The sequence below is a fragment of the Nocardia pseudovaccinii genome (assembly GCF_050942345.1).
Classification (GTDB): Bacteria; Actinomycetota; Actinomycetes; order Mycobacteriales; family Mycobacteriaceae; genus Nocardia; species Nocardia pseudovaccinii.
In genome coordinates this window covers 4,287,554-4,308,514 of the sequence record NZ_CP192074.1, presented here as the reverse complement: position 1 = coordinate 4,308,514, position 20,961 = coordinate 4,287,554, and the positions used below count along the sequence as shown (strand labels likewise).

General features: G+C 65.5%; 19 protein-coding genes and 1 pseudogene. 5 read left to right on the top strand and 15 right to left on the bottom strand.

Going from position 1 to position 20,961, the window contains the following annotated elements; all coding sequences use genetic code 11:
• Positions 1 to 7: 7 nt before the first annotated feature.
• Together ACQPZ2_RS19360 and ACQPZ2_RS19355 are read right to left on the bottom strand one after the other, a co-directional pair.
• Positions 8 to 487 (bottom strand): SRPBCC family protein, encoded by a 480-nt coding sequence (locus ACQPZ2_RS19360; protein ID WP_433526812.1) that lies wholly within the window; start codon positions 485 to 487, stop codon positions 8 to 10.
• Entirely contained in the window at positions 484 to 1,377 is an 894-nt protein-coding gene (locus tag ACQPZ2_RS19355; protein ID WP_433526811.1) for an NAD(P)-dependent oxidoreductase, read from the bottom strand. Before ACQPZ2_RS19355 ends, ACQPZ2_RS19360 begins: the two co-directional genes overlap by 4 nt.
• A gap of 134 nt (positions 1,378 to 1,511) precedes the next feature.
• Here ACQPZ2_RS19355 and ACQPZ2_RS19350 point away from each other — a divergent pair, with 134 nt between their 5' ends.
• Positions 1,512 to 2,255, top strand: a complete 744-nt coding sequence (locus tag ACQPZ2_RS19350; RefSeq protein ID WP_433526810.1) for a GntR family transcriptional regulator — start codon at positions 1,512 to 1,514, stop codon at positions 2,253 to 2,255.
• A 16-nt stretch (positions 2,256 to 2,271) separates the two neighbouring features.
• Here ACQPZ2_RS19350 and ACQPZ2_RS19345 read toward each other — a convergent pair whose 3' ends face one another.
• The 4 genes from ACQPZ2_RS19345 to ACQPZ2_RS19330 all read right to left on the bottom strand — a co-directional run bounded on the left by ACQPZ2_RS19345 (position 2,272) and on the right by ACQPZ2_RS19330 (position 6,678).
• On the bottom strand, positions 2,272 to 3,912 hold the full coding sequence (locus tag ACQPZ2_RS19345) for a long-chain fatty acid--CoA ligase (RefSeq protein WP_433526809.1): 1,641 nt from the start codon (positions 3,910 to 3,912) through the stop codon (positions 2,272 to 2,274).
• 424 nt (positions 3,913 to 4,336) lie between these two features.
• Complete coding sequence (locus ACQPZ2_RS19340; RefSeq protein WP_433526808.1) at positions 4,337 to 5,185, bottom strand: alpha/beta fold hydrolase; 849 nt, start codon at positions 5,183 to 5,185, stop codon at positions 4,337 to 4,339.
• Positions 5,182 to 6,096 carry a VOC family protein gene (locus ACQPZ2_RS19335; RefSeq protein WP_433526807.1) on the bottom strand — a complete coding sequence of 305 codons (915 nt, stop codon included), beginning with the start codon at positions 6,094 to 6,096 and terminating at the stop codon, positions 5,182 to 5,184. The genes ACQPZ2_RS19340 and ACQPZ2_RS19335 overlap by 4 nt, the downstream gene beginning before the upstream one ends.
• Before the next feature lie 39 nt (positions 6,097 to 6,135).
• On the bottom strand, positions 6,136 to 6,678 hold the full coding sequence (locus ACQPZ2_RS19330; protein WP_433526806.1) for a VOC family protein: 543 nt from the start codon (positions 6,676 to 6,678) through the stop codon (positions 6,136 to 6,138).
• A gap of 190 nt (positions 6,679 to 6,868) precedes the next feature.
• Here ACQPZ2_RS19330 and ACQPZ2_RS19325 point away from each other — a divergent pair, with 190 nt between their 5' ends.
• Positions 6,869 to 7,264: a YciI family protein gene (locus ACQPZ2_RS19325; protein ID WP_433526805.1), complete on the top strand. Its 396-nt coding sequence runs from the start codon at positions 6,869 to 6,871 to the stop codon at positions 7,262 to 7,264.
• A 23-nt stretch (positions 7,265 to 7,287) separates the two neighbouring features.
• On the opposite strand, the gene dmpG is transcribed toward ACQPZ2_RS19325, so the two are convergent.
• From dmpG to ACQPZ2_RS19310, 3 genes are read right to left on the bottom strand one after another with little or no spacing between them, the layout of a single operon-like run.
• Positions 7,288 to 8,304, bottom strand: a complete 1,017-nt coding sequence (dmpG, locus tag ACQPZ2_RS19320) for a 4-hydroxy-2-oxovalerate aldolase (RefSeq protein WP_433526804.1) — start codon at positions 8,302 to 8,304, stop codon at positions 7,288 to 7,290.
• Positions 8,301 to 9,260, bottom strand: a complete 960-nt coding sequence (locus ACQPZ2_RS19315) for an acetaldehyde dehydrogenase (acetylating) (protein WP_433526803.1) — start codon at positions 9,258 to 9,260, stop codon at positions 8,301 to 8,303. Before ACQPZ2_RS19315 ends, dmpG begins: the two co-directional genes overlap by 4 nt.
• Positions 9,257 to 10,117 (bottom strand): 2-keto-4-pentenoate hydratase, encoded by an 861-nt coding sequence (locus ACQPZ2_RS19310; protein WP_433527470.1) that lies wholly within the window; start codon positions 10,115 to 10,117, stop codon positions 9,257 to 9,259. The genes ACQPZ2_RS19315 and ACQPZ2_RS19310 overlap by 4 nt, the downstream gene beginning before the upstream one ends.
• Before the next feature lie 276 nt (positions 10,118 to 10,393).
• On the opposite strand from ACQPZ2_RS19310, the gene ACQPZ2_RS19305 reads away from it, so the two are divergent.
• The gene (locus ACQPZ2_RS19305; protein ID WP_433526802.1) at positions 10,394 to 11,167 is read left to right on the top strand and encodes a TIGR03084 family metal-binding protein; all 774 of its coding nucleotides are present in this window, start codon (positions 10,394 to 10,396) and stop codon (positions 11,165 to 11,167) included.
• 136 nt (positions 11,168 to 11,303) lie between these two features.
• Here the strand turns inward: ACQPZ2_RS19305 and ACQPZ2_RS19300 are convergent, their stop codons facing one another.
• Positions 11,304 to 12,710, bottom strand: coding sequence for a selenium-binding protein SBP56-related protein (locus ACQPZ2_RS19300; RefSeq protein WP_433526801.1), 1,407 nt, complete (start codon positions 12,708 to 12,710; stop codon positions 11,304 to 11,306).
• Between the two features lie 543 nt (positions 12,711 to 13,253).
• On the opposite strand from ACQPZ2_RS19300, the gene ACQPZ2_RS19295 reads away from it, so the two are divergent.
• Complete coding sequence (locus ACQPZ2_RS19295; protein WP_433526800.1) at positions 13,254 to 13,463, top strand: hypothetical protein; 210 nt, start codon at positions 13,254 to 13,256, stop codon at positions 13,461 to 13,463.
• A 346-nt stretch (positions 13,464 to 13,809) separates the two neighbouring features.
• Here ACQPZ2_RS19295 and ACQPZ2_RS19290 read toward each other — a convergent pair whose 3' ends face one another.
• The 4 genes and pseudogenes from ACQPZ2_RS19290 to ACQPZ2_RS19275 form a co-directional block, all read right to left on the bottom strand.
• On the bottom strand, positions 13,810 to 14,787 hold the full coding sequence (locus ACQPZ2_RS19290; RefSeq protein WP_433526799.1) for a hypothetical protein: 978 nt from the start codon (positions 14,785 to 14,787) through the stop codon (positions 13,810 to 13,812).
• 458 nt (positions 14,788 to 15,245) lie between these two features.
• Positions 15,246 to 15,995, bottom strand: a complete 750-nt coding sequence (locus ACQPZ2_RS19285; RefSeq protein WP_433526798.1) for a hypothetical protein — start codon at positions 15,993 to 15,995, stop codon at positions 15,246 to 15,248.
• Between the two features lie 5 nt (positions 15,996 to 16,000).
• Positions 16,001 to 16,357 (bottom strand): annotated as a pseudogene (locus tag ACQPZ2_RS19280) (peroxiredoxin).
• 96 nt (positions 16,358 to 16,453) lie between these two features.
• A complete protein-coding gene (locus ACQPZ2_RS19275; RefSeq protein ID WP_433526797.1) occupies positions 16,454 to 18,025 on the bottom strand; it encodes an HD domain-containing phosphohydrolase in 1,572 nt (523 codons plus the stop codon).
• A gap of 396 nt (positions 18,026 to 18,421) precedes the next feature.
• Here ACQPZ2_RS19275 and ACQPZ2_RS19270 point away from each other — a divergent pair, with 396 nt between their 5' ends.
• Positions 18,422 to 18,841 (top strand): hypothetical protein, encoded by a 420-nt coding sequence (locus ACQPZ2_RS19270; RefSeq protein ID WP_433526796.1) that lies wholly within the window; start codon positions 18,422 to 18,424, stop codon positions 18,839 to 18,841.
• Positions 18,842 to 19,550: 709 nt separating this feature from the next.
• Here the strand turns inward: ACQPZ2_RS19270 and ACQPZ2_RS19265 are convergent.
• The gene (locus ACQPZ2_RS19265) at positions 19,551 to 20,165 is read right to left on the bottom strand and encodes a hypothetical protein (protein ID WP_433526795.1); all 615 of its coding nucleotides are present in this window, start codon (positions 20,163 to 20,165) and stop codon (positions 19,551 to 19,553) included.
• Positions 20,166 to 20,961: the final 796 nt, after the last annotated feature.

Below are 20,961 nucleotides of genomic sequence, written 5' to 3'. Positions count from 1 at the left end.
CGAGAAATCAGGTCGCGGACAATGCGATGGGTGCTTCTCCACGCGCGACGCGACGCATGGCATTGAGCGTGGCGCCGACGGCCGCTACGTAGTGGGTCGTGGTCTCCTCGGCGTACGCCGACTCCTCGGGCGAACCGCTCTGGGCGCCGGCGAGCACCAGCGCGAAGCTGAACCGGAGGAACAGGCCCCCCGCGTCCTCCTCGATGTCATTGGTGATCGTGCCGAGGACCGGACCCGAGAGGCGCGTGAACACCACCCGCCGCTGAGGCTGCATGGCGATCCGCTCGATGTAGCGGTCACCGAACACCTCGATCTCACGCTCGAAAGTCTCGTCGTCGAGACGAGCGGTGACCTCGCAGTGCGTCATGACCGGCACGAAGGGCAGCGCGTTGTTGGCCTTCATGACCAGTCCCTGCCACACGGCAGTCCGATCGAGAGTGGGCTCGCCCGGCTCGTTGACCGGGAGGCGGTGGGTGACGTAGATCATCTATTGACTCCTTGTGCGAGAGCGTCTTCGGTGGAAATTTGGTCGTGCACGCTGGCTATGTCGAGTTCACCCCAGCCATCGGCCATGGCCTGGTCGAATACCGCTTTGGCCGCCTCGAAAACCGGCCGACGCTCGCCGAGATCGTGCAGGTGCACCTCGATCTGATCGAGGATCTCGTGCAACGTCGCGATGGGCCCGGGGGCCGGCCGCCATGAACGGTGCGCCATGAGGGGACCTCGCTGCGCGAGCAGCGCCGAGCCAGCGATGGACGACTCCAGGGTGTGCTGGACCAGGTCCAGGTCCAGGTTGTTGCGGCGAGCCAGCACGATCGCTTCCGCCGCCGCGACCGTATGGGTCGCGACCAGCATGGAGGAGATGTACTTCAGGTGGGTGCCGGTGCCGAAGTCACCGGTTCTGACCCAGGGCCCCGAGATGGCGTCCAGGACATCGGCCACCCGATCGATCACCTCCACTGCTCCAGAGGCGAAGACGGTGGCCAGACGCGGGCCGACCATTGCGGGACTACCGCTGATCGGACAGTCGAGCATGGTGGCTCCGACGTGCTCGAGCTGACGCATCAGTTCGAGTTTGCCGGTGACCGGGATCGTACTCATCTCGATGTGGACCGTCCCGGGGCGCATCGTCGACAGCGTGCCCTCGGGCCCGAGGATGACGTGCTCGACGTCCTCCTCGGTCGGCAGGATCGACACGATGACCTCGCACGAGGCGGCCAGGTCCGCCGGTGACGACGCGAGAGTGCCTCCCGCGGCCTCGAGCTCGGGACACTCGACGCTGCGCCGGTATCCGACGACGTCGAAGCCGCGGCCCAGCAAGTTCTCGGCGATCGGCAGGCCCATCTTGCCCAGGCCGATCACCCCGATAGTTCTCACATTCGTCACATCCTCACGGGTTTTCGGGGGTGGACAGCTACGCAGACATCGCAGCCCATCAATACTGTATGCACTTTACTCGGCCGTCGCGAGAAAGAGAAGGAATATGTATACACATCGCTTAAGCTATGGCCATGAGTCGCAAAGTGCTCGTCCCGCACATCACCAAAGTGGACCTGCCCGAGGCGCGTCAGGCGATCCCGCACGTACACGCCTACCTGCGCGAGCGGATTCTCGACGGCACGCTGCGACCGGGGACGAAGCTCTCACAGGTATCGCTGGCCGAGCAGCTCGGCGTCAGCCGCACGCCGTTGCGCGAGGTGCTGCGGATGCTGCAAGAGGAAGGCCTGGTCCAGATCGAACCGAACCAGCGCACCCGCGTCTCCATACTCGACCCTCGTGAGCTCGACGAAATCTATGCGAGCCGAGTCGTGCTCGAGTCGCTGGCTGTGGCCATGACTGTCGGCAACTTCGACGCCGACGCCCGACAGCAGGCGGCTGAGCAGCTAGCGGCCATGCGAGTAGCCGCGGAGGCCGGTGATACCGAGCGCTGGTTCGTCATCCACTCGGCGTTCCATCGCACGATCACCTGCGGCGCCAGCGACACCATGCAGAAGCAGTTGCGGCAGCTGGCCGACCGGTGTGTCCGGTACATCCGGATATACCAGGGTGGCGAGCCGAACAGCTGGCACAAGGCCGGTGATCACGAGCACGCGCAGATTCTGTCCGCGCTGGAGGAGGGAACCAAAGCCGTGGCCCAAGCCCGCATGGCCAGCCACCTGGCCCACACCGCCCTCAAAGTATTGAGCGATACCTCGCCCGACTACCAGCCGACCGCCGTGCCGTTGGCACTGGAGATGGTCGGCGTCCCGGACTGACGGTGGGAAGACAGGCTCAGCCGAGCGTGGTGATGTCCAGGTCGCCGTCGGCGTACCGGCTGCGCAACCGCTTCTTGTCGAATTTGCCCACGCTGGTCTTGGGAACCTCTGCGATGAACGTCCAGCGTTCGGGCAGCTGCCACTTCGCGAACTTGTCGGCAAGGAATTCGCGCAGCTCTTCCGGCTTCGCCGCGGCGCCTTCGGCTAGCACGACGGCCACCAGAGGACGCTCGCCCCACTTCTCGTCCGGCACGCCGATCACGGCGGCCTCCGCGACCGATGGGTGGCCGATCACGGCGTTCTCCAGATCCACCGAAGAAATCCATTCACCGCCGGACTTGATCACATCCTTGGAGCGATCGACCAGAGTGAGATAGCCGTCCGGGCTGATCTTGCCGACGTCGCCGGTGCGCAGCCAGCCGTCGTCGAACTTCTCCGGGTCCACCGGAGTGCCGTCCGGCGAGTAGTAGGAACCGGTGATCCACGCGCCGCGCACTTCCAGCTCACCCAGCGACTCCCCGTCGTCGTTCGCAACCACGCCGTGGTCGCCGACCAGGCGCGCCCGCACGCCGGCCGGGAACCGGCCCTGGGTCACCCGGTAGGCCCACTTCTCTTCCTCGGTCACCGCGCTCGCGGGCGGATGGGCGACGCTGCCGAGCGGCGAGGTCTCGGTCATGCCCCACGCGTGCAGCACCCGCACGCTGTGTTTGTCCTCGAAGGCGCGCATCATCGTCGGTGGAACAGCCGAGCCGCCCACCACGACCGAGCGCAGATGCGTGACGTCCTGTGGCTCGGCCGCCAGCGCCGCCAGCACGCCGCCCCAGATGGTCGGCACCGCGGCGGCGAAGGACGGCTTCTGTGCGGCCATGCACTCCAGCAGCGGACCCGGCTGCAGAAACCGGTCCGGCATGAGCAGATTCGAGCCGGACATCAGCGCCGCGTACGGCAGGCCCCAGGCGTTCGCATGGAACAGCGGCACGATGGCCAGGATGGTGTCGGTTTCGAACAGGCCCATCCCGTTGTTCGCGCTGACCTGCATGGCGTGCAGCCAGTTGGAGCGGTGCGAGTACACCACGCCCTTCGGGTCGCCCGTGGTGCCGGAGGTGTAGCACATCGCGGCGGCGGACCGCTCGTCGATCACCGGGAAGTCGTAGGTGTCGGGCTGCGCGGCCAGCAGTTCGGAGTAGGAGTGCACCTCGACGCCCTCGGGCGCGGTGAGCGTCGCCGCGTCGCCATTGACCACGACGACGTGGCGGACCGTCTTCAGGTGCGGCAAGATCTGACCGAACAGCGGCACCAACGTGGCGTCCACCAACACCACTTGGTCTTCGGCGTGGTTGGCCACGTACACGACTTGTTCGGGGAACAACCGGATGTTCAGCGCATGCAGCACCGCCCCCATCGCGGGCACCGCGATGTAGGCGACCAAGTGCTCGTTGTTGTTCCACATAAAGGTGCCGACGCGATCGCCGACGCCAATTCCCAAGCTGCGCAACGCATGTGCCATGCGCGCCGATTCGGCGCCCAGCTCGCGGTAGGTCATCGTGCGTACGCCGGTACCGGTCCAGGTCGAGACGGTGGAATCGCCCATGAACGTCGATGCGTAGCGCAGCAACGTCGCCAGCGACAACGGCTCGTCCTGCATGGTGCTCAACATCGGAACTCCTTTTTCTTCGGTGACTTCCCCTCAGATGGCCGGTCCGTTTCGGCCACCTTCGGGTTTGGAATGTGATCCCGGAGAGCAACCCGATCCGCCGCAACCACTCGGGATATCGGAATCGGTTTGCGGCTGGTGGGCGCAGCGCAGGACAGCGCGCGCTCGGGGTCGGCCCAGACCGCGTTGTCGGCACAGCCGAGATGGCCGAAGGTGCACGTGGTGCCGGGACCGAATAGTGAACACCCGGCCGCACCCGAAACCGAATTTCTGTGGGATCAGACTCGATACGGGATTGCGGAACGAGCGCTGCGGCGATGGTGTCCGGCCGCAACGTACGCACGCCGTCGAGTTCGCCGCCACGGCGGAAGATCTCGTAGCGGCGGGTGAATTCCCGAGGGCCCAGCGAGCGCGGGGCTCAGCCAGGTCAGGCTTCGGACAGGAACGGTTCCACGACGCCGAGGAACTCGGCGGTTTTCTCGATCATGGTCCAGTGGCCGCAGTTGCCCAGCACGTGCAGCCGGACGTCGGGTAGCAGTTCCAACAACGCTCCGGAGGATTCCTTCCACGGCACCACCCGGTCGTCGCGCCCGTGGATCATCAAGGTCGGCTGCGCCACCTGCGCCAGCTCGGCCCCCGAGAGTGCCAGGTCATCGACCCAGCGCTGGCGCGGTTCGGGGAACATCGCGGCCCAGGATTCGGCGACAGCCGGCTCGGCACTGGCCCCGTAGCGCATCTGGACCAACTGATCGGTGATCAGCCCCCGATCGTAGGCGAACAGCCCGATGATCTCGCGCATGTTCTCCATCCCCGGCCGGTAGCTCCAGACCGTGTCGAGGCCCTGGGGCAGCGCCATCGCGACACCCATCGAGCCCATGAGGACGAGGCGGCGAACGGCTCGGGGGCGCTCGGCGGCGAGCGAAAGGGCGATTGCCCCGCCCATCGAGTTGCCGATGACGTCGAAGGTCTCGATGCCGAGTTCGTCCATCAGCGCGAGCGCGTGCCGGGTCCACGCCTGCCGACCCCACGTGCGCGGCTCGCCGGTGGCTGTGCCACCGAAGCCCAACTGGTCGGGGGCGATGACACGCCGGGTCTGCGACAGGGATGGCAGCACGGGACGCCAATTGGCCGCGGCGCTGACGCCAGGACCGGATCCGTGCAGGAGCAGCAGCGGCGGCTGTGCACGCTCGCCGCTCGGTTCGCCGGTATCGATGACGGCGGTGCGCACCCCATCGACCTCGATCGATGCGGTCAGCTGATCGCTGGTGACGGTCACTTGTCAGCTCCTCGTGGGGTGGAATGAGTTCCGGTCATCGGGGCCGGAGGTTGCGTCGAGACCCGCTTGACCGGGCCCAGCCACATATCGATCGACCCCGGTTCGTCCGGATCGAACGTGCGCGGTCGCCAGGCCGCGTCATCCTCGATGCGACGCACCCCGAACGAATACTCGTAGGTGAAACCCTCGGGGCCGAGGAAGTAGAGGAACACCGCTGTCGACTGTGGGTGGCGACCTGGACCCATTTCGATCTCGACCTCGTGCTCTTGCAGGAAGTGCCAGGAACGGAACACGTCGTCGATGGACTCGACCTGGAAGTTCATGTGGCACAGACCAGCGCTCTCGCCCTGGAATACGGCGAGCTTGTGGTGCACGGGATCGATCCGCATCAGGCACGCGGCGTCGCCGATCCAATCCGATACGCGGGCGTTGAAATGCCCGTTCCAGAACCGGTAGGCCTCGTGCACATCCGGGGCGTCGAGGCAGAGGTGCCCGAACTCCGTGATGCCGACCGGCCGAGTGAAGGCGACCGGGCGGGTGATCGTCTCCTGCTGGCTGACCAGCTCGATGCGATTGCCGAAGGGGTCGTCGAAGCCGATGAACTCGGCCACGCGCCGCGAACGAGCCTCCTGCTTCGACCCGCGCCGCACCGCGAAACCAGCCCGCTCGAGATCGCTCTCGGCCGCCTCCAGCGCATCCGAGTCGGCGACGGTGAACCCGGAGGCCAGCACCCCCGACACCCCCTCGACCAGAGCGAGACAGTGGTGACGGGAGTCGGCGCGAAGGTGTGCGACGCCCGGTTCCGTCTGGCCGGCGAGCTCGAGACCGACGATGCGAGTCGCGAAGTCGACGGCGGTCTGGAGATCGGCGACTCCTGACCGCACATAGGCGATGTCGGTCATCGTGATCATGGGTTTCCTCTCCTGTGGAACCTTGCCGAACGCGCGCTGTCAGGAGTCGATCGCGTCGGGGATGAGGTTCTTCACCAGCCCCGGCTGCAGATAGCCGGTCTCCCCGTACCGAGCGACCAGCGACGCGTTCTCGGCCAGCAGCTTCTCGATCGGTTCGGTGAGATCGATCGCCGCCAGGAATGGCTGGCGGGCGGGCAGCCCGGTCTGCCAGTACACCTCGCACCGGTTGCCCTCGGGATCGAAGAAGTAGATTCCGAATGCGTTGCCGTGCGTCACGATCATGTCGAAGTCGACATCGTGCTCGATGAATCTGCGGTGGAACTCGAGCAGTTCGGTCAGATGATTGACGCGGAACGAGACCTGCTGAATGAGCTTGGTGTCCTCGTCGGCGCGCGCCACCGTCCGGCCTTCGATGAGCTGGAACTCGTGGTGCTCGAAGTTCGGTCGAGCACTGAAGAACCGCATGCCCAGATTCAGATCCTCGTCGGTGACGGTTAGTCCGAGGACATCGCGGTAGAACGCAGTACTGGCCTCCAGGTCATTGCAGAAAACTCCGAAATGACCGAGTTCAGCGATCGGCATGGTGAACCTTCCTTCCTATGGGTGGCGGCCGGGTCATGTGGTGGTCGATGAATTGCGCCTCGAACGGCCCTGCTGAGAAGTCCGCATGTGGGTTACTCCTGTGCGCTATTTCGACCGTAATGTGTATGCACTTTCACTGTCAAGGTTGTTCGGATGTTGACGCTGGGCTCAGATTGCATACAGTTTTGGGATGAATTCATTGCCTCCAGCTACCGGACACGAAGCTCCGGATCTCACACGGCTCCTGGGCCGGGACTACTGGATGGTGACCTCGGCCCCGGTAGACGGGACGACCGCCGAGGACATCGCCGCCCTCGCTCCCGCGCACATCGCCTGGCTGCTGGACCTCGAGGAACGCCACCTCGTCTTCCTGTCGGGCCCTCTCGTCAGCGGCCCCGGCGTCGGCCCGGGATCGGGCGTCACGGTCTTACGCGCCTCCGACGAGGCCGAGGCAACCGCCATTGCCTCGGCGGACCCCTTCGTCACGGCGGGTCTGCGTACCTTCGTTGTTCATCAGTGGCGCCTCAACGAGGGCAGTGTCTCGATGCGCCTGTCACTCGGTCGCGGTACCTACGAATGGCAGTGAGCGAGTTGGGCATTCAGCCTTCCCTATGAGGTTCGGGCGGCCGACAGGTCCAAGGCGATGTCGATGATCATGTCCTCCTGTCCGCCGACGAGCCCGCGGCTGCCGACCTCGAGGAGGATGTCGCGCACATCGATGCCGTATCGCTCGGAGGCGGCTTCCGCGTGGCGCAGGAAACTCGAATACACGCCCGCATAGCCGAGCGTGAGGGTCTCGCGGTCCACGCGGACCGGGCGGTCCTGCAATGGCCGAACGAGGTCGTCGGCAGCGTCCTGAAGTGCGAAGAGGTCACATCCATGCTTCCAGCCGTACAGGTCGGCGACGGCGACGAGAGGCTCGATGGGACAGTTGCCTGCGCCCGCGCCGTGGCCCGCCAGCGATGCATCGACCCGCGTCACTCCCGCCTCGACCGCCACCACGGAGTTGGCAACCGCCAGCGACAGGTTCTCGTGCGCGTGAATGCCGATCTCCGTAGCCGGGCTCAGCGCGTCGCGATAGGCGCGAACGCGCTCGCGGACCCCGTCCATCGTCAGCCGTCCCCCGGAGTCGGTGACATACACGCAGTGTGCGCCATAGGACTCCATCAGCGCCGCCTGCTTCGCCAGCTCGACGGCCGGGGCCATGTGGCTCATCATCAGGAAGCCGGACACGTCCATGCCGAGTTCGCGGGCCATGGCGATGTGCTGCGCGGAGACGTCGGCCTCGGTGCAGTGCGTGGCAACGCGCACGGAACGCACGCCGAGGGAGTACGCCTGCTTCAGGTCATCGATGGTGCCGGTTCCCGGCAACAACAACGTGGTCAAGCGAGCATGCTCGATATTGGCGGCGGCGGCTTCGATCCACTCCCAGTCGGTGTTGGACCCGGGGCCGTAGTTCAGGGAGCCGCCGGCCAGGCCATCACCGTGCGCGACCTCGATGCCGTCGACACCGGCGGCATCGAGCGCGGCCACGATCGCGGCGACATTCTCCGGCGTGATGCGGTGCCGGACGGCGTGCATACCGTCGCGCAGCGTCACGTCCTGGATGAACAGATCGGCGGTCATCGGCTTTCTTCCTTCCGCTGGGCGATGCGCTCGGCCATCTGCACGGCGGCAGAGGTCATGATGTCGAGGTTTCCGGCGTAGGCAGGCAGGTAGTGGGCAGCGCCCTCGACCTCGAGGAACACCGACACCTGATGGGTCGGCACGGTGCCGATGCCCTCGCGCAGCAGCGTGTGTACCGGTTGGCCATCCGGGATCGGGCTGATCTGGACCGCCTGCTTGAGCCGGTACCCCGGCACATAGGCGGCCACATCGTCGACCATCTTCTGCACCGATGCGGTGATCTCGGCATGGACCGCCGCGTCGGGCGCTCGAACGAGACACAAGACGGTGTCGCGCATGATCAACGGCGGCTCGGCGGGGTTGAGGATGATGACGGCCTTACCGCGCTCCGCTCCCCCGACGCTGGTGATGGCAAGGGCAGTGGTCTCGGTGAACTCGTCGATGTTGGCGCGCGTGCCCGGGCCTGCTGACTTCGACGCGATGGATGCCACGATCTCCGCGTACGCGACCGGCACAACGCGCGCGACGGCCGCTACGACCGGGATCGTCGCCTGACCACCGCAGGTGACCATGTTCACGTTCGCGGCGTCGATGTGCTCCTCGATGTTGACCGCCGGAACCACGAACGGTCCGATCGCCGCCGGGGTGAGGTCGATGAGTCGCTTACCGTACGGCGCAAGTTCGGCCGCGTTGGCCTCGTGCGCCTTGGCCGACGTCGCGTCGAAGACTATCTCGATATCGTCGAATCCGGCCATGTCTATCAGGCCACCGACACCGTCGGCCGTGATGGGTACGCCGAAGCGGGCCGCGCGCGCCAGGCCGTCGGAGTCCGGATCGATGCCCACCATGGCGCCCATCTCCAGGTGCTTCGAGAGCCGCAGCACCTTGATCATCAGGTCGGTGCCGATATTCCCGGACCCGATGACGGCGACCTTGGTCTTGTCGTCACGGTTCATGCTGCCTCTCCTGCGTAGATGTTGGTGGCCTGGTTGGGGGTTGCGCCGCCTGCGAAGCGGGCCTGGACCACGCCCAAGCCGCTGATCTCTGCGGTGACGTGATCGCCGGCGACTACCGGTGCCATCGGGCCCAGCGCGCCCGAGAGGATGATCTGGCCGGCCCGTAGCGGATCGCCGAATTCTCGAGCGGTCCGGGCGAGCCAGCGCAGGGCTTCGAGCGGGTCGCCGAGGCAGGCGGAACCGGTGCCGGTGGACACTTCACGACCGTCGATCCGCATGCTCATGGTGACGTCGACCGGCCGGAACTCGTTGAGGTCGCGGCGTGCACTGCCGATCACGAACAGGCCGCTCGACGCGTTGTCGGCGACCGTGTCCCCGTAAGTGATGTCCCACCCGGCGATGCGGCTGTCGACGATCTCCAGGGCGGGCGCGGCGTACGCGACCGCGCGACCTACCGACTCGATATCGAGCGGTCCTTCGTCCAGGTCCCTGTTCAGGACGAACGCGATCTCCGCCTCGACCTTCGGCTGGAGCAGCCGGTCCATCGCCACGACCTGCTCTTCCGAGCACTGCATGTCCGCGAAGAGGACGCCGAAGTCCGGCCGGTCGACGCCGAGCTGGGCCTGCACTGCAGGTGAGGTCAAACCGATCTTCCGCCCGACCATGATGGCGCCGACAGCCAGCCGGGCGGCGGTCAGGCGCTCCTGGACGGCGTAGGCGGCGCCGACATCGGTGCTGCCGATCAGATCACGAACCGGCGCACAAGGCTGACGGTCCGCTGCTGCCCGAATCAGCCGGGCCGCGGCAGCCTCGACCACGTCGAGCCCGGATCCCGGGCTGTTGTTCACAAAGGACATGGAACACACCGTGTCCCACCGATGCGCAGCGTGGCGATGGTTGAGTTCCGGTGAGCCGAACTCGACCACAGGTCACCTACTGCACGGTCGACAGGTCGTTCCTGATTTCCGCACTCCCGTTCCAGGCATGACTCGATCCCCAACGCCACCAAAAACCTTGTGCCAGAACCAGTTCGACTCGCTGAAATCGAGCTCGGGTAGCCTGACCGGACCAGATCAACTACCCCTCCGAACGGGACAAGCCCGTTGCCGCCGATGCGTGTGAAGGTGATACCGATGCTGGACTACGGCCTCGACATATCCGGTGTAGAGCGCGACCTCGCTCTACCCGACTTGGTGGCTGAAGGAGATGAGCTCGACGCCCTGGTAGCAGCGCAGACCGACTGGTCCCTGCCCACGCCTGCAGCGGGGTGGACGATAGCCCACCAGATCGCGCACCTTGCCTCAGCTGATGCGAACGTTCTCATCGCTATACGGACCCCGGAGGCGTTCGATGCTGTGCTGAAGCAGGCAGAAGCCGCGGGCAGCCGATACGCTGACCTCGACGCCGCCGCGGGTGCAGCAAAACCACGATCAGTACTGCTGGAACAATGGCGCGCCGGTCGAACCGCAGTGGCGGCCGCGCTCCGTGAAGTTCCACTGGGCCACGGGTTTCCGTGGTACGGCTCGCAGCTGACCGCAGCGCTCATGGTGCCGCTTCGGCTGATGGAAACGTGGGCTCACGGGCAGGACATTTTCGATGCACTGGGTGTCTCGCGCCGTCCGACGAGTCGGCTCCAGCATGTGTCCTCGTTGGGAGTGATAGGACGAGAGCCGTCGTTCTATGCCGCCCAATTACCTACTCCGGCAGAGCCATTCCGTATCGAGCTGACCGGCCCCGACGGCCGAGCCTGGGCATGGGGCCCAGAAGATGCCGTGCAACGGGTTCAGGGCAGTGCCCTCGACTTCTGCCTTCGAGTCACCCAACGCAGGTCCCGAGCCGAGACCGACCTCACGGCGGTCGGCGAGGACGCGCAGAAGTGGCTCGATATCGCTCGAGTGTTCCTCTGACCGGACCGGCGTGCGGGTGGCGAAAGATCAACGTGCCGTGAAACATTCACGGTGTCGGCTGACAACCATGGGCTGTGCCAGGCGCACGGCGGCCCGGCGTACGCGGTCGAAATTCAGTGGTCCCGGCTCGACCCGGCTACCGGTAGCAGTAGGAGTCGGAGGAGGCGTCGCCGCCCTGGAGGCGCACCTGGTGCACCCGCAGACCTCGAAAGTCCTCGTCGTGTGGGAAGAACGACTCGTCAATGGTCATTCCGCCGTCGGGATCGGTGTGTATCACGGCCATCCAGGCACCGACCCCATCCGGGTAGAACTGGTCGTCCCACGCACTATAGAGCGAGTTGGTGAGGAAGACCCGCTGACCGTTACGGCTGATCTCGACCATCTGAGGACCGCCCGCAAGCGGCTGGTTCGGCGAGGCCGGGTGAGCGGTGCGGCCCACGATCCCGCCGAGCCGGACGGACCCGGTCTGTCGCGGGCTGGCCGGATCGCGCACGTCGAACTGCTTGAGCTCCCCGGTACCCCAGCACGAGACGTAGAGGTATGCGTCGTCGACCGACAGGTCGATGTCGCTGACCAGCGGCGGCACCGCGCCGAACGGTTTCAGCGCCGGCGGCAGCAGGTCGGGATCAGCCGGCTCGGCCGGGATGGTGATCACCTGGTCGGCCGCCCACACTCCACCGTCGCGGTGCCAACGCCACACGGAGGCCGACAAATCCTCGGTCGAGATCACCACGCCGACGAAACCCCAGGTGGCATCCGGATCGTGCGAAGGTCGCAGCTCGAGTGGCATCTGGTTGTGTTCTCCGAGATCGACCCGCTGCTGATGCCGACCGGCGGTGAGGTCCCAGAAGTGGATCGCGTGGCCGTACTTGTTGGCCAGGAGTAGATCTGGCTGCAGCCCGTCCTCGATCATGGCAGGGGTACCCCACTCGCTGCTGATCAGCGTGTTCTGGTTGAGATGCCACCAGGCGTCGTACGCGAGGTGTTGTGGCCCACGATCGGTCTCCCATTGCCGCAGCACATCGAACGTGTCGTGATCGAGCAGCGCGATCCCGCCCGGCCCGTCCGATCCGTCTGCCCCGCCGAGGCAGGTCATGAACACGCCGTCCGGCCCGCAGTGCAGCGTGTGCGGGCGGGAGTAGCTGGCCTTGGCCGCGAGCTCGGAGCTGTCCACGATCTTCGACAGGGTGGGCCGGCGTGGGTCGGGCTGGGTGTCGAACACGTACAGATGCGACGAGCGCAGACCCGGCACGATCAGGTACCGCCGAGCCAGCCCCGCCATGCGGTGGCCCTCGTGCTTCAGCGCGCTGCTGCAGGCGTTCCAGCCGAAATGGTGCAGCTCGTTGCCCAGGTGGGGCACCTCGGTCCAGCCCACCACCTTGCCGTAGCTGGCCGAGCCCGGATCCACATCGACTACTGACAACGCATCCGGCTTCTGTGCCGCCCGGTCGAACGCAACGACGTATGCGAGCCGCTCCGGTGCCGCGGCGGCCGCCTCCGCTGCGCTCCGATAGAAGGTCGGGTCCATGTCCGTGTGATTCATTTCCAGCCTCCTTCATGTCGATAGGCGCAGACCCACGCACCTCCCTCTCCGGCGGTTCCGGCGTGGGCCCCACCCCGCCGGTCGCGTGCCGTAATAGCGCGGGCAGACAGTAATCAGTCTCGGCCTTTCGACATAGATCCACCAGCTACCACCAGCAAAGGGGCAAAGCGTGTGGTAAGACGCCGTCCCAGGAAGTCCGGGTGGCGAGTTCGTTCCGAGCCACACCACGCCCACCGTTCAGCCGCACTTGTCCTGCACAAGATCCGACTTCGCGACTCCTCGTGAACCGATCAGGTTCGGCCGATGCGATCGGAGATCCTCAGCAACATTCCCGCATGTGCGACGAAAGGGCGGCGTACCAGCGATTTACTGGAATATCTTCCACTCTCGCTCTATGCATCGTTAACCGACTGTGCGTAAACTGTGACCAAGCTGAAATCAAAAAAGTTGCCGTCACCCTCGCCTCGGGCGCGATAGCCGTTTGCGCAGTTAGAAGCGCAGATTCAGAAAACAAGATCACTATAGTCACCAAAGGAGTTGGCCATGCACACCAAGGTCGAAGAAGCACTACATCAGGATTTCGATCGCTGGACCGAACTGGTCGACCGCGCCGCACACGCGGAGAACGAAGTCGACCGGGAGAAACCCGCCTTGGCTGCGACGGAGCTGGAAATGAAGTGGACCCGCACCGCCGCCGAGGACTGGCGAACACTGCACGACCACTGGTGCGAAGAAATGCGAACAAGTGCGTGAAGTCTGAAATACCGTCAGATTCGAGGCAGAGCGCCGAATCGAACTGAGCGGTCGCTACGAGCTCGAGGGGTTCCCCGTCCAATGCGCAGACGGGACCAGATCAGCCACACGCGTCAGGATCGAACCTCAGGGCAGGCCGACCCCGATGACTTTCCACGCGAACGCCCCGCACTACCGCCGCGTGAAACCGTTCCCGATGTTCCCCCCGGGGACGCTGCCGCTGCTCCTCTGACATTCCGCACCGATGATGCCGGGCGCCGTGGTCGGCGGCGCTGTGTGTCGCGCTACCAGCGACAGAGTGATCTTCACATCGCCGAAGCCGAAATCGTCTGGTGTATCGGTGGTTTCACTGAGTTCCCGCTCCCGGTTCGGCATCGGGTTTGTGCGAATCTTGCGCAGCCAGCTGCTGCCACACCACGTTCGCGGCGTGGAACACCTGGCAATCGGAGTGCACATGCAGGGTCGGCTCCAGATCGGTCCCGAGGGCTTCGAAAGCGCAAGCCTTGTACTCGACTTCGGTGAATTCCCCTGGCACGAAAAAGATCCCGGTGCGGGTGTCGGTGTCGACCGCGATCAGATACCGCAGGTACGCGCCGATGACCGGCTCGAGGTTCTGCCCCGCCGCGATCCGCGACGCCAGCACCCGCCTGCAGGTGGCGTACCGCTCGGTGAGCACGTATTCCTGCGCACCGGTCAGATCCAAGTGATAGGTGCGCCTGCCGGGGCCCTCGACGCGGTCGTGATGGTCGGTCAGGACCCACCCGTTGCCCGACCCCAGCTCCGTCGCCGTCCAACGCGCGTCACGACTGCGGTAGATCGCCGCGGCAAGCCACAACACGAGTGCGCAGTGGCGCGGGAAGCCCCCCTCGACCAGTACGCGTCGGCGCGCACGTGCCAGCGCGCCGAACAACAATGCCTCACCGGCGAATCCGGCCGTGGCATCGGGGTCCACGGCGAGAACATGGGCCTGGTCGCGCGCCAGCATCCACTGCTCGGCGCCGGACGGTTCGGTGACGGCACAAGCCTCGGCGGTGACGAGCGCGGCGACCGTGTCACACAACGGCGCGGCGGGCGCGCTGGAGAGAATCTCGTCGATGTCGGCGGGCACCTGCCGTATCCCCCACACCAGCGCGGCACGGTAGATCTGGCGCTGGGCGAGGGTGTCTGCGCCGGTGAGCTCACCAGCGAGGCTCCACACGAGCGCGGTGGCCTCGGCCGGAGAGCGTTCGGCGAGCGGGTCGTAGAAGGTAGCGACAGCCTGCTCGCGCAGCTGCCCGATCAGGTCGCCGCGGGCGGCGAAAGCGGCGGTGACGGATTCGGTCATGACGAGATGGCAGCTTCTTCCTGGTCGCATCGGAATTGTTGTGTGGCTGCGGGTTTCGTGTTCGACTGGGTCAGCCGGATCTGATTGCAGGGTGATGCCCAGAGCGGCAGGGGGCACATCAATCCAGGCGGCAACCATGATGGGCTCGCAGAATGCTCAGCAGCCGAGTTTCGCGCCACAGCCCGGCCACCGATAAGCACCCGCTGATCCGCACCCCCTGTCGCAACTGCTTCTCCCCCAGCGCATTCCGTATGGAACTTACCCTGAAACATCCTCCCGACGCGCAGCGCGGCCGTGTCAGGTGATGGCGGCCGTGGTTTTACCCCAGTCCTCGCCCGACCTCGAAGTGGAACTGCGCGAGGGGATCTCGTGCGACCTGCTCGCACATCGACTCGACTCTGTTTGCCAGGTCCGCGACATCGAGCTACCGGATGGACGTGCTCATGGGAGGCGCCTGACTATCGTGAGTGGGGATCGGATGTGAGATTGCCAGGGCCCGAAGCACTTTCGGTCGGGGCAAGGGCCTGCCACATCGCCTGGCCGATAGCGACCACGCCGCGGGCGGGCAGGGCGACGTCGCCTATGACCGGGTTCGCGTCCAGGCGTGCGGGATGCCCGAGGTCGCGGTCGTCGAGCACCGCCGTCGACTGCGTGATCAGGTACATCTGCTGGGGCATGAGGATTCCGACGTGGCCGCTCGGCATGACACCCGTCATGCTCAGCTGACCCATACCCAGTGCGGAGGCGATCATTTCCCGGGCACGCACCAGCGAACGCGACCGCCAGGTGGCAAGCGGCAGACGCCCTCCGACGGCGTTGAGCATATGCAGCGCCGCAGTCTCGTGTGCGGTCAGCGTCCAATCCAGCGCGGGCTCGTCGACGGTGATTCGCAGCGATGCCGGTCCGGTCCACGCCACTCGAATCGTGGCGAAACCGGTGTAGTCACACGCGGGACCGTAATAGCGAGGGCATGCGGTCTCGAGCCGGTCGCCGTCGACGAAGATCGACCATCGGCCGTCGGGGTCGCGGTGCCAGACGGTTTTGTATGGACCGAAGTCGTTTTCAGGAAAAACGCGCAAGGCGAGGATGTGGCCGCTGTCGAAGGGAAGGCCGAAAACGCCCCAGCCCTTGACATATTCGTGGCCGGGCCACGGCGCGTGGCCACGGTGTTCCGGCAGGTCGGTCAACTGGGATGCCAGATCTAACATGGTACTCACCTCCGGCGCCGCGCGCCTGAGTAGCTGAATGTGGTGGCCGGGACGTCGCCGATCCACGGCCGCGTCGGGATGGCGCGCCGCAGTTCGGCGTTGCTCGGCGTTGAAGCAGATAGGGCAGACGAAGTAGCGCCCACCAGCCGCCTCCTAGCGCTTGCACGGCGCAGTAAGCGGCGGACAACCGTCGCAGGCGACGCCGAGGGCGGTGCCTGCTAGCGCGCCGGAGGGCTTCCTTCGTCAGGAACATCAGGGCCTCGCGCCCCGTCTCGGCGGCGCAGACGGCCACCAGGAACACGACGAAGACCCTTCTCCGGGTCCTCCAGACCCGTGGTCGAGCTGATCACGGCTTTCGACATCGCGAAACCTCACTTCATGCACTGCCGCCGGACGACGGAACGGATCATGAAACGAACGCTAGGCGCGACGGCTGCGCGTGTCGTCGGGTGTTCTCCCTACGAATCGGTGGCCAGTGTGTCCAGCAAGCCGTGCTGAACCGCGTAGAGAGTGGCGGTCGCTCGGGTTGACGATCCGGTCTTGACGTAGATGCGTTCGATGTGGGTGCCCGCCGTTTTCGGGGTGATGCCCAAAGTGCGTGCGACGTGCCGGGTCGAGGCGCCCCGCGCGATCAGCACGAGGACCTCGAGCTCGCGCGGTGTCAGACCGTCCGGGCCGCGACGGTGGCGATGGCGCGGCTGTCCCGCTGCCCCGAGGACGGCGTCGACCGCCGCCGCGTCGAGTCGACCGCGGCGCACCTCGCCACGCAGTTCGGCCAGAATCTGCTTGGGTGGCAGGGCATCTCGATACGGCCGCGGCTCGGTCATGGCCCGATACGTATCGGCCGCCGCCAGCACGCGCGCCGACACCGGGATCGACAGTCCGGTCAGCCCGCGATGGGCACCGGAGCCGTCGAGGCGCTCGTACGCCAGGGCCGCGATAGCCCCGATGCGAGACAGCGCGGCGGGGCGGGCCAGCACCCGCTCGGTGTAGTACGAGTTCATCCGAAGCCGCTCGAGCTCGGTCACGCTCAGCGCTCCCGGCTTGTCCAGAATGGTGGCCGGAACACCGTGTAGTCCGATGTCGTGCAACAACGCCGCGCGACGTACCAAGGTGGTATCTGCTTCGGGGAACCCGGCGACGGCCGCAGCCCGACCGGCGAGATCGGCTACACCACGTGAATGCCCTGCTCGATAGGGCGAGCGCAGATCGGTGAAGTCGGCGATCACCTCGAGTGCCGAATCCAGTTCCGCGCCGGTGAGATTCCGCCGCAGCGCCGGATCGGCGGCAATGAGCTCGCCATAGTCCGGCTCGACTTCCGCATCCGCCAGCAGGTCGCGGGCCGAGGCACAGAACGCGTCCACCACGGCCGGATCGAACTGCGTCCCGCGGCGCGAACGGGCGACCTCGATCGCGGCATCGATTCCAGCACTACGGTGCAGCACCTCGACGACGTCGGCGAGATGGAACAGCCGCATACCGAGCCCGATTCGCTCCCCGGCGACACCACCCGGCACGCCCTTGCCGTCCCATCTCGCGAAGAACTGCCGCAGCGAGTCTCCGACAGCCGGGCCCAGCCCGAGCCGTTCCGCCATCGTCGACGTGGTGAGGCAGTGCGACATCAACCCCCGCTCGATATCGCGGCCGCCCTTCGCCGCGATAGTCACCGTCTTGCGCACCCGCTGCGCGAACGGTCCCGAGGACCCCGCGTGCGACAGGAAGAAGACCGCCCCGCTCGCACCGCGCAAATCCATTCTGTAACTGTCCGCGCGAAAAGCGATGTCATCGCCGAACCACGCGGCCACCTCGGGTGCGTCGGCCACACAACCGGTCCACGCCAAAACCGCGGTGTAGTACAGGTCGGACCGCTCCTCGGCGCTCAACCCGACCCGCTCGCCGAGCCGCGAAGCCAGCCGCCACGACCGCAGCACATGCGCCATCGGCTGGCCAAGGCCGAGATCCATCGCAAACGAGAACGCGGCCAGCAGCGCGGCCAGCGAAACACCCGAATCCCGAGCGTCACGCGTCATGCTGCGAGCATAGGCGCGTCCGTATTCGCAGCGGTTGACCCCTGGAAAGGATGCTCAGCTGCAGCATCGCCCTCGCCGGGCAGCGTCTGCTTTTTCGGCCGGGTCGAGCGCCCTGCGGACTTGCGATCGGGCGATCGAATCGAGTTCGTCCCAGCTCGCCACAGGCCCACCCTTATCAGGTCGACCTTGACCTGCACCGAGACGTTGCCGTCCTGCACACACACCACATAGGCCGGTTTGGCAATGAGGCTATCGGCGATTTCGGAGTGCCAACACCCCTGGCACCGACTCCCATGACCGCTCCCGAAGCCAGCCCCGTCCCGACGGTGGTGGTATCGGCGTGTTTCCAATGGTCGTAGCAGGACGACCACCACGCCGATGCAAAGCACCACCAGCATGACGACGCCAGCGACGATCAGCCCTGTCTTGCTGCCACCGGTCGGCACGGGTACGGCGGCGGCTGGCACCCGTGACCGGGTGGGCCGTATCCAGCGCCGGACCGAATCGGGTGCCGGTGCCGGTGACGGCATCCAGGCACCGGTGTCGGAGGCGCATCCGGGCGGACCGGCAGCCGAGCCTGCCGCGGCGCCGACGTTCAGGACGCCGACTTTGCGCACCAAAACCGCCAGCCGGGGTGACCTGCGCAGGGCCGTCCACGACGATCGTCTCACCGCCAAGGACGCCGACACGGCACAGCGCGCCGACCCGCCACCGAAAACCGTTGACCGTCAACGGTGTTCAGCGATCGTGAAGCGGTCCGGCGTTACCGGTAGCCTCGGAACATCCCGCAATTCGGCCGGGCGCGCAGTCGGCTGACTGCTCCTGATCACTTGTCCGACAGGGGCATCCGGCTGGAACGCAAGCCACCATATGCCGATGAGCGTGAGCAGCGCGGCGATTACCGTGGAAGCCCCCTTGACAGACCCTCGTGACATTGCTTTGTTTGGTGATACTTTTTCTGTATCGTCGGATAGATCTCATACTCGCTACGCATGGAGGGAGATATCGTGTCAAGGGCCGGAAACATCACCGCCGCAAGGGTTTGCGGAGGAATTCTCGGTACACTCGCGTGTCTGGTCGGGATGAGCACCGCGCACGCCGATGATGAACCCGGCCCGTTACTGGTCGGTGACACAGCGTATTTCGCTATGGGCAGTTGGAACTGCTCGATCGGTGCGGACGGCACAGTGGGCTGCGACCTCGCCGTCCCGGCTCCGTCCATGAATGTGCTGTACGCCGGAATGCAGGTGCCGATGCCGAATGTGCCAGCCGTCATTATCGACTCGACCATGTGGCCGGCACATCCTCAGTGGAACTCCAACGGCAGTCACACCGTGCCAGGCGGAAATCCGCCGCTGCCGCGTGTCACACCCGCGAATTACCACGACCCACAGTATTCGATCACATATGCCGGAGCGAATTGCCAAATCACCTATCAAGGTGCGGCAGTATGCACATCGATGGGGCATGGGTTCAGCCAATGGGGACCAGTGCCGCAAGGCTACTGATCCCCACGAATCACCGGCTACCGATACCAGACACCGGAATCCCAATCACCGTAGTCCCACACGTTGAAATCGTAGCGACCATGCGCACCCCCGAACAGATAGCCCCACCATCCTGCCGAGGTGTCGCAGATCTGGTCGTCGTGGTTGCACACCGTCAGCACCGGGAAGTCGCCGAACCAGTCGTCGACACCGGCCAGCGGATAACCGACGATCCCACTCCCGGGAGTCGACGACAGGCCACCCCAACCAGGGCCGGGGGCTCGCTTGGGATCCGACAGGAGAATAGCGTTGGCATTGCCGACGTCCTGGTGGGCGGTGACCCAGGCGTGGACTATGCCCGCGCCCTCGCTGTGCCCGATCAGCCTGACGTGGTCGTACGGACATTCGCTGCGATGCAGCCAGAACAAGCGGTCGAGTTCGTTCAGTCCCGACATCGGGTCGAGCGAATTGTAGCCGACAGGTTGATCCACAAAGGGGATGAACACCGACGATGTGTTGTCGCCGAGGCCGCCGATACCGATGGCCCAGTCGCCAATACAGTTGTCGGCGTGAGCCTTCGGCCCCATCTCGCTTGTGAAGGAAAGGATGATTGCCAACAGTAATGCGGCGAAGAGCGCCGTTGCTCTACGCATGGTCGTACTTCTTAATTTATCGTGCCTCCGGGTCCAGCCCGGCTTGTGTCGGGAGTACCCAGAAGTTGCTCGCGTTCTTGCTTTCTGGCGAAATAGTTACGTAGTCCGTCGATATATTGTCCGTAACGCAATGTCGGAGGCCATGATCCGCAAAGGGGATCCGCCCGCCCGAACGATACTCTTCGTTACCCGAGCTTCGCTGGTCGAACGTCCCGGAGACATGGCTGCGGGGAATGGTTGTCGCGGTGGACTTTTGATATGCCGTATCTGCAAGGTCGCCGCTGACCAGCCTTTCTGGTAAATCATCCAAGCCCTCGAACCGGGCCAGCTTCTCAGTTCGCCGCACTCACAGATTGACATGGCCACCCCCGAAATCGGCCATCGTCGGAACCCGAGACAGCTTGCGGTCAGTGAGATTTCCGCCGAACTCCTTTCCCCTTGGCGCGCTCGGTGGCCACCCCGCACGCCGACCCCGAAGTCATGCAGCACGCCCCGTGATCTACCAGGCGCACGGCCTGATCATCACCGTGCTCATCGCGGTCTGGCCCTACACCCGCCACCGCCTGGCCGGAATCTTGGCAATCCCCACTGTCGGGCCGCTGCGGCAGATGTCTCGTCCTGCCTTGTCTCCGTTACGCGTGGATCATCATTCGCCAGGCACCCCGTTCGGGGTGTCATTGCCGGGAGTTGTCCGTTCGGTCCGGAGGCCGGAATCGCCCCTGCCCATCACGATGGCCTGATCAGAAGCCTGCTCGACCGAAATCGGTTGTGGCTCCTTACAGGTTTGCCTCGTAGT

What these genes read in the sequence shown, in the direction of transcription:
- ACQPZ2_RS19330 (WP_433526806.1), bottom strand. Translation starts at nt 6,678, where the DNA reads ATGCCGATCGCTGAACTCGGTCATTTCGGAGTTTTCTGCAATGACCTG.
- ACQPZ2_RS19350 (WP_433526810.1), top strand. Translation starts at nt 1,512, where the DNA reads ATGAGTCGCAAAGTGCTCGTCCCGCACATCACCAAAGTGGACCTGCCC.
- ACQPZ2_RS19325 (WP_433526805.1), top strand. Translation starts at nt 6,869, where the DNA reads ATGAATTCATTGCCTCCAGCTACCGGACACGAAGCTCCGGATCTCACA.
- ACQPZ2_RS19295 (WP_433526800.1), top strand. Translation starts at nt 13,254, where the DNA reads ATGCACACCAAGGTCGAAGAAGCACTACATCAGGATTTCGATCGCTGG.
- ACQPZ2_RS19290 (WP_433526799.1), bottom strand. Translation starts at nt 14,787, where the DNA reads ATGACCGAATCCGTCACCGCCGCTTTCGCCGCCCGCGGCGACCTGATC.
- ACQPZ2_RS19270 (WP_433526796.1), top strand. Translation starts at nt 18,422, where the DNA reads ATGACGACGCCAGCGACGATCAGCCCTGTCTTGCTGCCACCGGTCGGC.
- ACQPZ2_RS19360 (WP_433526812.1), bottom strand. Translation starts at nt 487, where the DNA reads ATGATCTACGTCACCCACCGCCTCCCGGTCAACGAGCCGGGCGAGCCC.
- ACQPZ2_RS19335 (WP_433526807.1), bottom strand. Translation starts at nt 6,096, where the DNA reads ATGATCACGATGACCGACATCGCCTATGTGCGGTCAGGAGTCGCCGAT.
- ACQPZ2_RS19300 (WP_433526801.1), bottom strand. Translation starts at nt 12,710, where the DNA reads ATGAATCACACGGACATGGACCCGACCTTCTATCGGAGCGCAGCGGAG.
- ACQPZ2_RS19315 (WP_433526803.1), bottom strand. Translation starts at nt 9,260, where the DNA reads ATGAACCGTGACGACAAGACCAAGGTCGCCGTCATCGGGTCCGGGAAT.
- ACQPZ2_RS19275 (WP_433526797.1), bottom strand. Translation starts at nt 18,025, where the DNA reads ATGACGCGTGACGCTCGGGATTCGGGTGTTTCGCTGGCCGCGCTGCTG.
- ACQPZ2_RS19310 (WP_433527470.1), bottom strand. Translation starts at nt 10,117, where the DNA reads ATGTCCTTTGTGAACAACAGCCCGGGATCCGGGCTCGACGTGGTCGAG.
- ACQPZ2_RS19285 (WP_433526798.1), bottom strand. Translation starts at nt 15,995, where the DNA reads ATGTTAGATCTGGCATCCCAGTTGACCGACCTGCCGGAACACCGTGGC.
- dmpG (WP_433526804.1), bottom strand. Translation starts at nt 8,304, where the DNA reads ATGACCGCCGATCTGTTCATCCAGGACGTGACGCTGCGCGACGGTATG.
- ACQPZ2_RS19305 (WP_433526802.1), top strand. Translation starts at nt 10,394, where the DNA reads ATGCTGGACTACGGCCTCGACATATCCGGTGTAGAGCGCGACCTCGCT.
- ACQPZ2_RS19345 (WP_433526809.1), bottom strand. Translation starts at nt 3,912, where the DNA reads ATGTTGAGCACCATGCAGGACGAGCCGTTGTCGCTGGCGACGTTGCTG.
- ACQPZ2_RS19265 (WP_433526795.1), bottom strand. Translation starts at nt 20,165, where the DNA reads ATGCGTAGAGCAACGGCGCTCTTCGCCGCATTACTGTTGGCAATCATC.